Here is a 15731-nt window from a genome sequence, read left to right on the forward strand (position 1 = left end):
CAGGTTAAGGGCGCTCTGAGCCGAGCGGGGTAAGAAGCACGGCGGAACGCCGGCTTGGCCGTGCTGGTGGTAGCGCACCGCGTTACGCCCGGCAAGGGCAGCGAGCGCGAAGCCCACCGCCCCTGACCGGGAGCGTTGTCTGCGTTCGTATACTTTAGAAGCCGAGCCTGCCCGGGAAGTAGTGCTCGTAGGCAAGCTTGTAGTCGGCCGAGTTGAGCAGGTCGTAGTAGGCGACACGCTCGGCCCAGGCCTTCTGGCTCTCGACGACGCGATTGAAGAACTCGTCCTGCCTCAGTTCTTCCAGAACCTCGTCCCAGGACTGGAGCTGCGCTTCCATCACGCTCTGCGGCGTGCGGTGGACGGTCACGCCACCTTCCTCCTGGAGCCACTGCAGGTCTTTCGAGTACTGGTCCATGGCCGTGGCGTAGTTGGACGTGTTGGCAGCCTCGGCCGCATGCTCGAGGATCGCCTGCAGGTCGGGATCCAGGCTCTCGAAGCGGTCCTTGTTGACCGGAATCTCGAAGAATTCGGCCGCCTGGTGGTAGGAGCCGAGCATGTAGTGCGACCGCACGTCATGCGCACCGAAGTCGCGGTCCGAGCTCGGGTTGTTGAACTCGAACGCGTCGATCACGCCGCGCTCCAGCGCCGGGACGATTTCGCCGCCCGGAAGCTGCGTCACCGAAACGCCCATGCCCTGCATGATGTCTGTGGCCAGACCGACCGTACGGTACTTCAGGCCCTGCATCTGCTCAGCGGACTCGATCGGCTCGGTGAACCAGCCCAGCGGCTGCGTCGGCATCGGGAAGCAGAAGAAGCCGACCAGGTTGAGGCCAAGGATGTCCTGAACCAGCTCGCGATATAGCTCCTTACCGCCACCGGCGTGAATCCAGGCCAGCACCTGCGCAGCGTTGGCGCCGAACACCGGGCCCGTGCCGAACAGCGAGGCGGCCTTGTTCTTGCCGTACCAGTAGGCGGTCACGGTGTGGGCCATGTCGAGCACGCCGTCGGCCACCGCGTCCTGAACCTGGAATGCCTTCACCACGGCGCCGGCCGGAAGCAGGTCAATCTTGATGCGGCCGCCGGACATCGCCTCGACGCGGTCGACATACTGCTGCGCGAAGCCCTGCCAGACGTTCTGCGCGCCCCAGGAAGTCTGCATCTTCAGGGTCACCGGCGCGCCGCGCGAAATGTTTGGCATCGCCACGGCGCCAGTCACGCCCGCTGTCGCGGCGACGGCGCCCCCCTTGAGGAACTTGCGGCGAGAGACAGTCTGGTCAGTCTTGTTTTCAGACATTCCTTCCTCCCAGAATTCAGGTCATCTTCTTGAGCAGCGCGGAATCTCGCGCCGGTCGGGGCGGCATGGCTTTTCGAGGCTGCGAGAAGCCTCACAGGCATAAGCCATGCGTCTGAAGCGGGGCAGGCCCGCTCCGGAGCATATACGACCGGATTATTGCCACGTACGCAAGCCTTTATCGACATGAACGGTCCGAAAGTCGAACGCGGCCAGTCCCTTCGCGATGCAGCATGGGGCACGGGCCCTGCGGCGTTGATACGGTTCACGGGATTTTGAGCTGGGCATCAGACAGGTTGGTCTTATCTGTTATAGCAGGAGCATCATCGACACGGAGGAGCACACGGCAGGGCCCATGAAGGGACGGGTTTTACGGATCATTCAGGATATTGCCGGCGTTCTTGCCCTGGGGGCATTCGCCCTTGTCACGGCGGGTGCGCTTCATGCGCAGACTGGCTCCAGTACGCTCGAGACACTTGTGCAGGGCCAATCGACTGCCAGCAGCACCCCCCAGCGGGCCGACCGGAAAGTCCAGATCGACCTCCTCTCCGAGACCGCCGCGATCCGCCCCGGCCAGACCTTCTGGGTCGCCCTGCGCCAAAAAATCGCACCAGGCTGGCACACCTACTGGGAAAACCCGGGCGACTCGGGTGAGCCAACGCGCATCGACTGGACGTTGCCCGAAGGATTCGCCGTCTCGGACATTCACTGGCCGCCGCCCAAGGCGATTCCCTACGGCACCCTGATGAATTACGGCTACGCCGACGAGGCGCTGCTGCTCGTGCAGATCACGCCGCCGGAAGGCCTGAGCGCAGAGAAGGTCACACTTCGCGCGGAATCTCGGTGGCTGGTCTGCGAGGAGATCTGCATTCCCGAGGACGGCAAGGCACGACTGACCCTGGCGGTGGCCGGGAGCGGTGCACCCCTTGATCCCGGCAAGGGCGCGGACAAGATCGCCGCGGCGGTGCGCGACTTGCCCATGGAGGCGCCTTGGCCGGTGAAGCTGACAGTCGCGCCGGATAAGCTGGCGCTGACGGCGGAGACCGACGCGCTGCGCGCCGAAGACGTCGCGGCCATGCGTTTCTTCCCCCGCGACTGGGGACTGATCACCAACGCCGCTCCGCAAGAGCTGGATTGGCAGAATGGCACGCCGCGCCTCGTCATGATGCGCGGCGAACGGAAGGACCAGCCTGTCGAAAAGCTGAACGGGGTGCTGACGCTGACGGCCGCAGACGGCACGCGCGAGGCTTATAACCTCTCCGTCTCGCCAGCGGAAACGGTTGCGGCGCTTCCGGCCGCGTCGAGCGGCGCCGCGCCGGGGGGCCTGAGCCTATGGCACGCGGCAGCGTTCGCCTTTCTCGGGGGGCTGATTCTCAATTTCTTCCCCTGCGTGTTCCCGGTCTTGTCCATGAAGGCGCTGAGCCTCGCGCGCGGCGGAGACGGCGCGCACGGCAACCGTCATCATGCGCTGGCCTATCTCGGCGGGGTGATGCTCAGCTTCGCGGTGTTGGCGGGCCTGTTGCTGGCGCTGCGCGCGACCGGCGCCGCGTTCGGCTGGGGCTTCCAGTTCCAGTCGCCGTGGTTCGTTCTGGTCATGGCGGCGCTGTTCTTCGCGTTGGGGCTGAGCCTGTCCGGTGTCTTCAATTTCGGCGGCGCGCTGATGGGCGTTGGCGATTCACTGACGCGGCGCAGCGGCGCCTCCGGTTCGTTCTTCACCGGCGTGCTGGCCAGCATCGCCGCGACGCCCTGCACCGCCCCCTTCATGGGCGCTGCCCTGGGCTATGCCGTGACGCAGCCGGCGGTTGAGGCGACAACGGTGATCATGGTGCTGGGGCTGGGCTTCGCCGCGCCGATGACGCTTCTGAGCCTGTCGGGCGCGTTCGCGCGGCTGTTGCCCAAGCCGGGACCGTGGATGGAAACCCTCAAGCAGGTGCTAGCCTTCCCGCTCTATGCCACGGTCGTCTGGCTGGTGTGGGTGCTGAGCCTGCAGACTGGCGCGGATGGCGTGCTGGGTGCCGGGGCGGTGCTGATCGCGGTCGGCTTCGCCGCCTGGCTGGTCGGTATGACGCAAGCGAGCCGCGCGTTCCGCTACACCGTTTCTGCCGCCGTCGTGATCGTGACATTTTCGCTGGCCGGGCCGATGGTGGACTTCGCCCAGGATGCCCGGCAGGGCGAGTCGCGGACAGCCGCCAGCGCCGAGGTTGGCGAGCCGTTCTCCGTCGCCCGGCTGGAAGAGCTGCGCGCGCAAGGCCGCCCGGTCTTCGTGAATTTCACGGCTGCGTGGTGTATCACCTGCAAGGTTAATGAAGAGGTCGCGCTCAACTCGGACGCTTTCCAGGAGGCGCTGAAGCGCGGCAACATCGCCTACCTTGTTGGCGACTGGACCAACCAGGACCCTGAAATCTCGCAGATGCTGGAGAAGTTCGGCCGCGCCGGCGTGCCGCTCTACCTGCTCTATTCCGGCAACGGCGAGCCGCCCAGGGTGCTGCCGCAAATCCTCACCGAAGGCTTCGTGCTGCGCCAGCTTGACGATGTCGGCCAGGTCCGCAAGACGCAGCGATAGCGCCAGACATGCAGGGGCCGGGATCGCGCCCGGCCCCTCAGCCCGTTGTTACGACAAATCGGCAACACGCCTCAGGCCGCATCGTTGCGCCGGCGGTCGCTGTAGCGGCCCCACGGTCCGTGGATGATCAGCGCGCCCATCAGGTCCGGCTCGCGGCGGAGTTCGACGACCTCAGCCGCCCGCTTGGCCTCGTGCGGATGCGCCTGCTCCGCGGCGATATTCGGCGTCGGCCGACCGTTGCGCACGACCTCGTCAATGTCGTCGCGACTGATGCCCATGTCCGCCAGCAGCCGATCATCCAGCGCCTGCAGCTCCCGCTTCGCGGCGCGCAGCCGCCTCTCGCGGTTGAGGTGACGCACGCCCCTCGCCAGCGGCGAGGACAGCGCGCCGACGGCTGCCGCGATGCTGCGCGCGGCCATGCCAATAAGCCGATAAAACTCTGCCGAGCGGGCCTGGTGCGCCGCCCGGATATAGGGCTGATGCGACGATGTGCGCCGCAATCCATTCGGGTACTCCATCGTTCAAGCTCCAGTGTTGCCCGTGACCGATCCGTCACTGAGGGAACGATGCCGGAGCACAAACCATCAGTCTAACGAATAGTTCTGATGCTATTCATCTCCGCAATTGATGAATGGCGATCTGCGTGGTAGGCTGCGTCAAGTGAAACTGGAGAATGCAATGCCGCCCGTCCTAGAACCCGAATTGCTGCAGACCTTTATCGCCATCGCCGAAACCGGCCGCTTCACCGAAGCCGCCAAACGCGTCGGCCGCACCCAGTCGGCCGTGAGCATGCAAATCAAGCGGCTGGAGGACACGATCGGCCGTTCGCTGTTCGTGCGCGAGGGCCGGACGGTGCAGCTTTCCTCCGACGGCGAACTGCTGCTCGGCCATGCCCGCCGGGTGCTGCGCGCCCATGCAGAAGCGCTGGCCGCATTCCAGCCCTCGGAACTGACCGGAACGGTTACTATCGGATCCCCGGATGAGTATGCGGTCGCCTTCCTACCGACGATCCTGCGCAGCTTCGCCGAGACTCACCCCCAGGTGCATGTGAATGTCGTGTGCGAGCCAACGCGCAGCCTGATGCCCAAGCTCGATATGAACGAGATCGACATCATCCTGTTCACCGAGGGCGGCGAACTGAATCGCGACGACGGCAAGAGCGACCCGATCTTGTTGCGCGAGCCCGTTGTGTGGGCCGCCTCGGCAAAGCACTGCGTCCATCAGGACGATCCGGTGCCGCTGGCGCTGTTCCACTCCGGCTGCCGCTTCCGGCAATGGGCGATCGGCGCGCTGGCCGATGCGGGGCGCGGCTACCGCATCAACTACACCAGCGTAAGCTTCGCCGGCATCGAGACGGCAATCCGCGCCGGACTCGCGGTCGGTGCGATTCCCCAATCGAACGTGACCCCGGGGCTGCGCATCCTCGACGAGCGCGACGGCTTCCCGGCCCTGCCCGATTATGCGCTCGCCATGCGCCGGGCCAAGGGAGCAACATCGTGCATCCATGACCGGCTGGAGGACCACATCGTCAATTGCTTCCGCCAGGGACCGCCGCGCGAGGCCGCGGCCTAGGGCTCACGCGATCGTGTTTGCCCGGAGGCTCGACAAATCTTGAACAAAGTTCCATTTAAGGACAGTCTCACGGGCAGATTGATGAACAACGATCACCTTGGAGCCGCCATTTGAGCCGTAGCGATACGACCCAGCCCAAGCTCGACGAAACCGACCGCAAGATCCTGCGCATCATGCAGCAGGACGCGACCATCTCCTTCGAGCGGCTGGCGAAGAAGGTGAACATTTCCAAGACCGCCGTGTGGAACCGCATCCAGCGGCTGCAGCAGTCAGGCGTGATTGTCCGGCAGGCGGCGATTGTCGATGGCCGCCGCGCGGGGCTGCAGGAGGTGTTCTTCGTCACCATCCGCACCAACAGCCACGACGCCGGTTGGCTTGAGAATTTCCATCGCGCTATCCAGGAGATGCCGGAAATTCAGGAGGCCCATCGACTTGCCGGCGAGATCGACTATCTGCTGAAGGTGCGCGTGCCCTCGACCGCGGAATTCGATGCGTTCTACAAGCGCCTCATTTCGCGGATCTCGATCTATAACGTCACCAGCAGCCTCTCGATGGAGGTGCTGAAGGAAGAGACCGCGCTGCCGGTATGATGCGCGCTTGGCGTCGCGCAGAAAAGTCTTTACAAGCGCGGCTTTGACTTTTAAGCGACGCAATCCGATTTTCCTGACAAGCCGTGATCTCGAATGCCGCCCTCGCGGGAGGAATGCCGATGGAACAGTTTTCCTGCGCCGCCGAGTTGCTCCGTCATCGCAGGCCGGATGTGCCGGTTCTGTGCGTGCGTCCGCATGCCGCCGCGCGGGCAGTCGAGTGGTTCCGCGACAGCTTCCCCGGCCGAACCCTTTATGCCGTGAAGGCCAACGACGCGCCGGATGTGCTTGCCGCGCTGCATCAGGCGGGGCTTCGCGATTTCGACGCCGCCTCTCTCGATGAAATCGCGCGCGTGAACGCGCTGCCCGGCGCGCAGGCGCATGTGATGAACCCGATCAAGTCGCGGTCGCTGATCCGCGCGGCCTATTTCGACTATGGCGTGCGCACCTTCGCTTTCGACAGCGCGGCGGAACTCGACAAGATCCTGACCGAAACCGGCGGCGCGCGCGACCTGACGCTGATGCTGCGCATCGTCTGCCCGAACACGCACAGCGAAATCCCGCTGGAGGGCAAATACGGCGTGGCGCTGAGCGACGCAGCCGACCTGCTGATGCGCGCGCGCGCCGTGGCCGAGCGGCTGGGCCTGACTTTCCATGTCGGCTCCCAGGCAATGTCGCCCGAGGGCTTTGGCGAGGCGCTACGCACGACCGCGCGCTATATCGCCACCGCGCCGGCGCGCATCGACCTGGTGGATGTCGGGGGCGGATTTCCCGCGCGTTATCCGGGGCTGGAGCCGCCGCCGCTGAGCGCCTTCGTGGACGCGATCGCGGAGAGTTTCGACCGGCTATGGGTGGGCGACAATTGTGAGCTGTGGGCCGAGCCGGGCCGCGCGCTGGTGGCCGAGGCGGAGTCCGTGCTGGTGCGGGTCGAGGCCCGCAAGGGCGGCACGCTGTACATCAACGACGGCGCGTTCGGCACGCTGTTCGACGCCGCGCATGCGAATTTCGTGTTCCCGACGCGGGCGCTGCGCGCCGGCGAAGGCGAGATCGACGGCCCGGAGACAGGGTTCGCGCTGTTCGGTCCGACCTGCGACAGCTTCGATCATCTGCCGGGGCCGTTCATGCTGCCGGCCGACATCGGCGAGGGCGATTACATCGAGATCGGCAACATTGGCGCTTACGGACATGTGATGGCTTCGCCGTTCAACGGCTTTGGCAGGTATGAGCGGGTGAGCCTCACCGATGCGCCGATGATGAGCATGTATGACGCTGACACCGAGGCCCGCCCCGCCGACAAGGCCGGCGCGCTGGGCTAGCGCCATGTCTCTTGACTACCGCCGGCCGGAAGACGGTTTTCTGGGCCTGAGCGCCGCGGAGGCCGCAGCGCCGGAGCGGGCTGGCGCGGTTATCATTCCCTTCGGCATGGAGAAAACGGTCAGCTACGGCACCGGCACCGCGCGCGGCGCTGAGGCGATCATCGCGGCCAGCCCGGAGCTTGAATTCTTCGATGACGAGCTTTGGTGCGAGCCCTACCGGCAGTTCGGCATCGCCACGCTGGCGCCGCAGAGCGTGGCGGCTTCGGCCGCCGATGCGCTGGACCAGCTGGCCGCGCTAACCGGTGCGGCGCTGGATGCGGGACATTTTCCCCTGGTCCTCGGCGGCGAGCACACGCTGACGGCGGGCGCGATACGGCCCTTCGCCGCGCGCTACCCGGACCTCGCCGTACTGCATCTCGACGCGCATACCGACCTGCGCGACAGCTACGAGGACAACCCGTTATCCCATGCCTGCGCCATGCGCCGCGTGCTGGATCAGGGTGTGGAGATCGTCTCTGCCGGCATCCGCGCAATCTCGGCTGAGGAAGTGCCCCTGCTGGAAGCAACCCCCCAGCGGGTGCGGGTATTCTGGGGCCGCGAGCGCGCAAGCTGGTCGCTGGAAGAGATCGTCGCCCCGCTGCGCGGCCGGCCGCTTTATGTCAGCCTGGACATCGACGTGCTCGACGCCGGGATCATGCCCGCAACTGGCACGCCCGAGCCGGGCGGCCTTTCCTTCGACGAGGTCTGCGCCGTGCTGCGCGCTGCGTCGGGCGCGAGCCGCATTGTCGGCGCCGATCTCGTGGAACTGGCGCCGATCCCGGGCTTCCACGCTTACGACTTCACCGCCGCCAAGCTCGCCTACAAGCTGCTCGCCTACGCCTTGACGGAAACAGGCTAGGGCTGGACGACAAAGTCCGTGCCACGCCCGGTTTCGCGTCCCAGGCCGGCGTCCGAGATGATCATCGACGAGCCGGGCGTCAGCATCCGCTCCAGCCGGTCGCGGAGGATTCTGGGGATGCTCACGCGATCGAGCGCCGCATTTGCGTCAACGCCCGGCGCCTCTTCCGTGGTCAGCGCGAGCCACTGAGTCTGCTCATCGGTTGGCGCAAAACTCTGCGAGAAGTAGACATGCGTTCCAAGCGGTTCATCTGGGTTTTTGAGCCTCACCGGCGCGTCGAACACTTGCTTGAAGCCCTGACGCACATACAGATGCCCCGTCGGCGCAGGCTCGCCGCGCGCGTCGAGGAACAGCTTGTCGCGCAGTTCCTCTGAAAACGCGCCGGTCGCCTTCAGGCCCTTGTCTTCCTGGTATTCCTGAATCGCAGCGCCGGTGAGGCGGCCCATGAACCCGTCAATCGGTCCAGGGTCATAACCCAGTTCCCGCAGCAGCATCTGGACGTCGCGGATGCGCTCGCGACCGAGGCGCTTGGTGATCAGGATCCGCACCGGCTCTTCGGAGCGCGCGATATAGCTCTCCAGGCGGTGCATGTCGTGTTCCAGATCGGCCATGAGCAGCGCCCCCTCCTTCGCCGACATCGGCTCCGGCGCGTTGGTGGCGTCGGTCATCACGGTCTTGTCCTGGGGGCGGGTCAAGGAAGCGTATTTGCGCGCCCGGTCGGCCGGCGCAGGCAGCGCGATACTCACCAGGTTGCCCTCTTCATAGGCCAGCCGCTTTTTTAGCGCCTTCCGGGCGTCCATCGTCACCAGATCAAGCGGCTGCGGCTGCAACAGTTTGTCGTGCTTGATCCTGTGCGGCGTCGTCTCGCCGCGCGTCACGATCACATGCCCACCGACATCGGTTTTCTTGAACAGCGTGCTCGCTGAACCCCGTGGCAGGCGAATGCAACCGTGCGAGGCTGGGTAACGCGGCACGTGGCCGGAGGCATGCAGCGCAATGCCGGACCAGGTCAGACGCTGCATGAACGGCATCGGCGCGTTGTTATAGATGTTGGAGCGGTGCCAGCGCCGCTTCTCAAGGATGCTGTAGACGCCCGCCGGGGTCGAATAGCCGCGCTTGCCCGTCGACACGCGCGAGGTGAAAACCCGCTCTGTCCCGCGATAAACGTACATGTGCTGTTTTTCCAGGGACACCACGATCTTGAGCGGATCGGGCTTGGTCAGGAGGCTGCTGGCGCCCTGGGCGGCTGCCGGTGGTGCAGCGATAAGGCCCGCGGAGAGAAAAGCCGTGGGAACAGCCCCAGAACGAAACACAATACGCGACAACTCGCTGCAACGCGGCAGACGCAACATGATACCCCACTCCCAAAACACAAAGAACACGCTGGCCTTCGGGAAAATTCCGACGGCCACCCCTTTGTCCAAAGTATTACACAGCTCTTAACGGCTGGTGAATATTGATTTTCGTCAAATTTCTAGAAAAGGCGTCGGGCGATGCTTTTCGGCAACCATCGCGGGAGGGGTATCAGCTGTTCTCAAGTTGCTCGCGCAGCATCTCCAGTTCCAGCCAGCGATCCTCGGCCTCGGAGAGCGCCTTGTGAATTTCGCCGAGCCGGGTGGTCGCCCGCTCGAAGCCTTCGGGGTCGCGGCTGTAGAAGTCCGGGTCGGCGAGCCGCTCCTCCAGCTTGCGGGCCTGCGTGCGCAGCCGCTCGATCTCACCGGGGAGTGTCTCCAGCGCGTGCTTCTGCTTGAAGCTCAGTCGACCACGATTGTTGGTGTCGCGCTTGGGCTTTGCCTTGGGCTGGGACTTCTGCTTGCCGCCCTTCGGCTTGTCCTTGCCCAGCTCCGCGCCGCGCTGGGCCAGCATGTCTGAATAGCCCCCGGCATATTCGCGCCAGACGCCGCCGCCTTCGGGCGCCAGTACCGAGCCGACAATCCGATCGAGGAAGTCGCGGTCGTGGCTGATCAGCAGCACTGTCCCCTCATAACTGCCCAGCATGTCCTGCAGCACGTCCAGCGTGTCGAGGTCGAGATCGTTGGTCGGCTCGTCCAGGACCAGAAGGTTCGAGGGCGTCGCCATCGCCCGCGCGATCATCAGGCGTGCCCGCTCACCGCCGGAGAGGGCGCGCACGGGTGTGCCCATCTGCTCAGGCGTAAACAGGAAATCCTTCATGTAGGCGGCAACGTGTTTGGTCTGCCCGCCGACGTCGATCATGTCGCTGCCGCCGCGCGTGATCGCGTCTTTCAGCGACGCGTCGGGGTCGAGCTGTGCGCGGTCCTGCTCCAGCGTGGCCATCGCCAGGTTCGCGCCCAGCCGGATCGTGCCGCTGTCTGGCGGGAGTTCGCCGGTCAGCAGCTTGACCAGGGTGGTCTTGCCGGTGCCGTTCGGCCCGATGATGCCGAGCCGGTCGCCGCGACGCAGCTTGAGGGAGAGGTCGCGGACGATCGGCGTGTCGTCAAATGCCTTGGAGACATTTTTCGCTTCGATAACCAGGTTGCCGGACTTTTCAGCCTCTGCCGCGCTGAAGGTCGCCTGCCCCTGCACGCCGCGATACTCGCGCCGGGCCTGGCGCAACGCCTGCAGCTCGGCAAGGCGACGGGTATTACGCTTGCGCCGCGCCGTGACGCCATAACGCAGCCAGTCCTCTTCCCGGCCGATCTTCCGGTCCAGCTTCTGCTGGTCGCGTTCTTCCTGCGCGAGCTGCTCATCACGCCATTCCTCGAAGCCGGAAAATCCGATCTCGATCCGGCGCGTCTTGCCCCGGTCGATCCAGACGGTCGTCTGCGAGAGGTTTTCGAGGAAGCGGCGGTCATGGCTGATAAGGACTAGCGCACCGCGATACCCGCCCAGCCAGCTTTCCAGCCATTCGATAGCCGGCAGGTCGAGATGGTTGGTCGGCTCGTCGAGCAGCACCACGTCCGGCTTTGGCGCAAGCGTCCGCGCGAGCGCCGCACGGCGAGCCTCGCCCCCTGAGAGGTTGGCGGGTTCCGCGGCCGGATCGACGCTGAGCTGTTCGAGCAGGCGTGCGGCGATATGCAGATCATCCCCCGGCGCCAGCCCGGCTTCGACATACGCCAGCACCGTCTCGTGCCCGGTCATGTCCGGCTCCTGGGGCAGATAGCGCACGGTCGCGCCCGGCTGGACAAACCGCTCGCCGGCGTCCGGCTCGATCATTCCGGCGGCAATCTTCATCAGCGTGGATTTGCCAGAGCCGTTGCGCCCGACCAAGCATAGCCGGTCGCCGGGCGAAACGAGCAGTTCCGCGCCTTCGAGAAGCGGCGTGCCGCCAAAGCTGAGATCAATCTCGTTTAGCTGGATAAGCGGCGGGGCCATGACCTGCGCTTGGTTTTCTTGCGTTCATGGCCCCGATGTAGCTGTTGCGCCGCGCAATGTCATGGGGGCTGCGCCGGTGACGCCCGCAGGCGACCGGCACGAGGCATTTTTACTCCACAACCGTGATCGTGATGCGATCCGACGTGACCGGCGGCTCATGTGGCACGTGATTCTTGTCGCCGAGGATCATCTGAAGCGTGTGCTCGCCCGGTTCCAGCTCCACTGTTGTCTCCGTCTGGCCGCCGCCGAAATGAATGTGGTTTTCATCCGCCGGGATACCCTCATTCATCGGCGGCAGCGGTGCATCGACGATCAAATGATGATGCCCTGTGCCTTCCTTATCCACGCCGGCGGGCGCGACGCCCATACCCTTGAGCCCAAAAACGACCGTGACGGGGCTTTTCACCTGCGCCCCGTCCTCCGGCTCAACGATGTAGACCTCGGCGCCTTCCGGCGCGGGCGTACGCTCCAGCGCGCTGGCGGCGTTACCAAACACCAGCCCGAGGGCGAAAATCACCGCGTATTTCATGGCGTTTCCTCCAGTTGCCGATCGGCGCTTGACCGACGGCTGATGAAAGGCGAGCCGCACGGATTTTTCCGCTTTGTTGAATGTCACTCGCCCGATTGGAGGAAGTCTACACGAAAATACAGGAGAATGCGCGCACTTCGTGCGTCACGCCCCGTCCCGACATGCCATCGAATGACGCATTACGTCTTGGACGGCTCGCCGTCCTCCGGCCCGGTGTTAGCCGTCTCGGTCTCTTCGGCGTCGAGGGGCTGGTCTTCGCTATGCTCGAGTGCCGGCGTTTCCCCCGAGGCCGGCTCCTGCGCGGGCGCGTCTTCGGTCTCCGCGACCTGCGCCTCTTCGACCTCATCTTCCTCGGTCCTGTACCCCTTGCCCGGCTTGTAGGCCGAGGCGAGATTCTCGACGACCAGCGCGGCGTCCGTGAAATCCTCGTCGTAGTCGTTGAGCCCGTCGACGTTGGCGAGGATCGGGTCGGAGCGCCAAAGCGCGCGCAACGCCCGCCGCCGCACGATCTCCGGCACGTCCTTTTCCATGAACTGCGTGTAGTCAGAGTTGTAGTCCAGCGCGTCGAAATCGAATTCGGCATAGGCCGACTCATCGACAGGCGCGTCCTCGGCGGGCGGCTCCGCAGCGGCGCTCTCCGCCGGCGCCGCGGGCTGCTCCAGATCCGTCTCCGGCTGTTCCAGCCCCTCGCGTGCGGCCTGCTTGCGCCGCGACCACCGCGACAGAAAATCCTTTTCGTCCGTCGTCATTGTTCTCGACCGTTGCCTTTCATCCGCTGGCGCGTGACGAAGATCGGCTCCTTGCCGAACTTCTCCTCGGTAAGGTCAACCTCGTCGCGCTTGCGCTTGCGGAACTTTTCCTCGACGTGATGCTCGGCGATGAATGCCTCGATCATTTCCATCAAAGGCGCCGGCATCGACACGCGCTCGACCGTCTCCTCGCTGCTGTCCATGTAGTCCTGCGCCTCGAAAGGCGAGGCCGTCACGAGATGCACTTCCATCGGCGCGTCCTCGCTCTCGCTCTCGCGCAAAACAATATACAGCGCCGGCTCGCGGCTTTCGATGTTTGCAATATACGCCTCGGTCTCCTTGCGGAACAGTTCAAGCTGCGCGCGGGTCGTCAGGTATTGGGTGAAGCCCTCGCCCTGCGCCAGTTCGCGCCATTCCGGCCCCGGCGGGATGTCGAGCATGACGCCGCTGGCGCGCCACACGGGGTCGGCCCAGGCGTTGGTCGGCTGCTTGCAGGTCAGGATCACGCCGATCGGGATGGCGAGCGATGTCTCCGAGGGACCCGGCGTTGGGGCGTTCATTCGCGTCACCCTTGTCTTATTGGCATAAGAGGGCGGGCCCGGACGCACCGCGCTTCCCTCTGCTAGCTGACTTGTTTAAATTAGAATAATAACACATTGTAGCCCCCGCGGCGAACCCATGAACTCCAAGGAGCGGAAAACGCCCGATATGAGCGATAACCTGAAAGGCCGCCGTCTTCTGGTCTGCAACTGCGAGAAGACCATGGACCTCGACGGCGGCAAGCTGAGCGAAGCGCTCGGCCTGTCCGATTCCCTGAACGTCAACACACAGCTATGCCGCCGCCAGCTTGACAATTACCGCGCCGCCGTGCAGAGCGGCGAGCCTGTCATGGTCGCGTGCACGCAGGAAGCGCCACTGTTCGGCGAGGTCGCCGAGGAGATGGGCGCGGCCGAACCGGCTTATGTGAACATCCGCGAGCAGGCAGGCTGGAGCGAGGCCGGGGCGAGCGCGCTGCCGAAGATGGCCGCGCTGATCACTGAAGCCGCTTATCAGCCAAACCCGACCGGCCTGACCACGCTCAAATCCGAAGGTGTGTGCCTGGTCTACGGTGCGGGCCAGCAGGCCCTCGACGTCGCGCGCCAGCTTTCCAGCCGGCTGAGCGTCACGCTGGTGCTCAAGGATGCGAGCGATGCGATCCCGCCGGCACAGGTCGACGTGCCGATCTATCGCGGCACCATCGCAGGCACCACTGGCACGCTTGGCGGTTTTGAAGTCACCTTCAACGGCCATGCGCCGATGAAGCCATCCTCGCGCGATGAATTCGCCTTCGAGGCTCCTCAGGACAATGTTCGCTCGGAATGCGACCTGATCCTTGATGTGTCCGGCGACACACCGCTGTTCACCCCGGGCCAGCGCCGCGACGGCTATTTCCGGGCCGACCCGAACCAGCCGGGCGCCGTGGCGCGCGCGATGTTCGAGATCACCGACATGGTCGGCGAGTTCGAGAAGCCGATCTATGTCAGCTACAACGCCGACATCTGCGCCCACAGCCGCAGCGGCAAGGTCGGATGCACCAATTGCCTCGATGTCTGCCCGACCGGGGCGATCACGCCAGATGGCGATCACGTGTCCATCGACCCGGCCATCTGCGGCGGCTGCGGCCAGTGCAACGCCGTATGCCCGACCGGTGCGGCGAGCTATGCCTACCCGCACCGCGAGGACCTGATCGGCCGCGCGCAGACCCTGCTCAAGGCGTATGCCAGCGCGGGCGGGCGCGATCCCGTTGTCCTCGTGCATGACGCTACCGACGGGCGCGAGCTGGTCTCGGCGATGTCGCGGTTCGGGCGCGGTCTGCCCGCCAATGTGCTGCCCTTCGCGCTGCATTCGGTGGCGATGCTCGGGCACGACCTCATCTGCGCGATGGTCGCCTCGGGGGCGGGGCGTGTGGTCGTGCTCGCCTCGCCCAAGCAGGCCGAGGAGCTGGAGGCGCTGCACGCGCAGGCGGAACTGGCGCAGACCTTCATGCGCGAGCTGGGCTATGGCGAGGATGCGCGCGTCGAGGTGCTGGTCGAGGCTGACCCGGATGCCGTCGAGAGCACGCTGCACGACACGCCGGCGCCCACTCCGGTGACCGCGCAGCCGTTCCTGCCGATCGGCTCGAAGCGCGACATTGCCCGGCTGGCCATCAGCAAGCTGCGCGAAGGCGCCGGCAGCGACGCCGAGCTGATCGCCCTGCCGGAGAGTGCACCCTATGGCCGCGTCAATGTCGACACCGATGCCTGCACGCTCTGTCTGGCCTGCGTGAGCGCCTGTCCGGCCAGCGCGTTGCTCGACGGGGAGGACACGCTGCAGCTGCGCTTCATCGAACAGAACTGTGTGCAGTGCGGCATCTGCAAGAGCACCTGCCCGGAAAGCGCGATCACGCTGGAGCCGCGCTACAACTTCCGACAGGAGGCGGCGAACCCGATCGTACTGAACGAGGATGAGCCCTTCGCCTGCGTGCGCTGCGGCAAGCCGTTCGGCTCGAAAAAGGCGATCGACGGCATCATCGCCAAGCTCGAAGGCAAGCACTGGATGTTCGAGTCGAACAAGCAGACCGAACTGCTGAAGATGTGCGACAACTGCCGCATCGTGGCGATGGCCGAAAGCAGCAACGACCCGTTCAAGATGGGCGAGGTGCCGCGCACCCGCACGACCGAGGACTACATCATGGAGCGGGACGACAGCGACAAGGATTGACGCGTCGCACCATGACCGTCATTGCGAAGCCCGAAGGGCTGAAGCAATTGTGTGTTCGCGATGGTGTATGAGGGTTGTGTGGGTGGGCAACCGTAAGCAATCGGATCGTGCGATCGTCTGGATCGAGGTCTCCCACCCACACCGTTCCTGACCG

The 15731-nt window shown here is 65.1% G+C and carries 13 protein-coding genes; 6 read left to right on the plus strand and 7 right to left on the minus strand.

The features are described from left to right. Positions 1–154: 154 nt before the first annotated feature. Positions 155–1294: a TRAP transporter substrate-binding protein gene (locus BXY53_RS09970; RefSeq protein WP_119061660.1), complete on the minus strand. Its 1140-nt coding sequence runs from the start codon at positions 1292–1294 to the stop codon at positions 155–157. Between the two features lie 352 nt (positions 1295–1646). Here BXY53_RS09970 and BXY53_RS09975 point away from each other — a divergent pair, with 352 nt between their 5' ends. After that, a complete protein-coding gene (locus tag BXY53_RS09975) occupies positions 1647–3854 on the plus strand; it encodes a protein-disulfide reductase DsbD family protein (protein WP_119061661.1) in 2208 nt (735 codons plus the stop codon). Between the two features lie 71 nt (positions 3855–3925). On the opposite strand, the gene BXY53_RS09980 is transcribed toward BXY53_RS09975, so the two are convergent. Beyond that, positions 3926–4372, minus strand: coding sequence for a DUF1127 domain-containing protein (locus tag BXY53_RS09980; RefSeq protein ID WP_210209183.1), 447 nt, complete (start codon positions 4370–4372; stop codon positions 3926–3928). Between the two features lie 160 nt (positions 4373–4532). On the opposite strand from BXY53_RS09980, the gene BXY53_RS09985 reads away from it, so the two are divergent. From BXY53_RS09985 to speB, 4 genes are all read left to right on the plus strand, one after another. Further along, positions 4533–5426, plus strand: coding sequence for a LysR substrate-binding domain-containing protein (locus BXY53_RS09985; RefSeq protein ID WP_170144398.1), 894 nt, complete (start codon positions 4533–4535; stop codon positions 5424–5426). A 110-nt stretch (positions 5427–5536) separates the two neighbouring features. After that, a complete protein-coding gene (locus BXY53_RS09990; protein WP_245410405.1) occupies positions 5537–6016 on the plus strand; it encodes an Lrp/AsnC family transcriptional regulator in 480 nt (159 codons plus the stop codon). 119 nt (positions 6017–6135) lie between these two features. Then, complete coding sequence (locus BXY53_RS09995; protein WP_119061663.1) at positions 6136–7329, plus strand: type III PLP-dependent enzyme domain-containing protein; 1194 nt, start codon at positions 6136–6138, stop codon at positions 7327–7329. A 4-nt stretch (positions 7330–7333) separates the two neighbouring features. After that, positions 7334–8227 carry an agmatinase gene (speB, locus tag BXY53_RS10000; RefSeq protein ID WP_119061664.1) on the plus strand — a complete coding sequence of 298 codons (894 nt, stop codon included), beginning with the start codon at positions 7334–7336 and terminating at the stop codon, positions 8225–8227. On the opposite strand, the gene BXY53_RS10005 is transcribed toward speB, so the two are convergent. The 5 genes from BXY53_RS10005 to BXY53_RS10025 form a co-directional block, all read right to left on the minus strand. Further along, the gene (locus BXY53_RS10005) at positions 8224–9579 is read right to left on the minus strand and encodes a L,D-transpeptidase family protein (RefSeq protein ID WP_147361544.1); all 1356 of its coding nucleotides are present in this window, start codon (positions 9577–9579) and stop codon (positions 8224–8226) included. The two genes, speB and BXY53_RS10005, sit on opposite strands and share 4 nt — an antisense overlap. A 172-nt stretch (positions 9580–9751) precedes the next feature. After that, positions 9752–11560, minus strand: coding sequence for an ABC-F family ATP-binding cassette domain-containing protein (locus BXY53_RS10010; protein WP_119061666.1), 1809 nt, complete (start codon positions 11558–11560; stop codon positions 9752–9754). Between the two features lie 109 nt (positions 11561–11669). Further along, positions 11670–12089 (minus strand): DUF4399 domain-containing protein, encoded by a 420-nt coding sequence (locus BXY53_RS10015; protein ID WP_119061667.1) that lies wholly within the window; start codon positions 12087–12089, stop codon positions 11670–11672. A 179-nt stretch (positions 12090–12268) separates the two neighbouring features. After that, positions 12269–12838, minus strand: a complete 570-nt coding sequence (locus tag BXY53_RS10020; RefSeq protein WP_119061668.1) for a DUF3306 domain-containing protein — start codon at positions 12836–12838, stop codon at positions 12269–12271. Further along, complete coding sequence (locus BXY53_RS10025) at positions 12835–13398, minus strand: DUF3305 domain-containing protein (RefSeq protein WP_119061669.1); 564 nt, start codon at positions 13396–13398, stop codon at positions 12835–12837. Before BXY53_RS10025 ends, BXY53_RS10020 begins: the two co-directional genes overlap by 4 nt. 148 nt (positions 13399–13546) lie before the next feature. On the opposite strand from BXY53_RS10025, the gene BXY53_RS10030 reads away from it, so the two are divergent. Then, positions 13547–15577, plus strand: coding sequence for a 4Fe-4S binding protein (locus BXY53_RS10030; RefSeq protein WP_119061870.1), 2031 nt, complete (start codon positions 13547–13549; stop codon positions 15575–15577). Positions 15578–15731 lie beyond the last annotated feature (154 nt).

Source organism: Dichotomicrobium thermohalophilum (genome assembly GCF_003550175.1).
Taxonomy (GTDB): domain Bacteria; phylum Pseudomonadota; class Alphaproteobacteria; order Rhizobiales; family Rhodomicrobiaceae; genus Dichotomicrobium; species Dichotomicrobium thermohalophilum.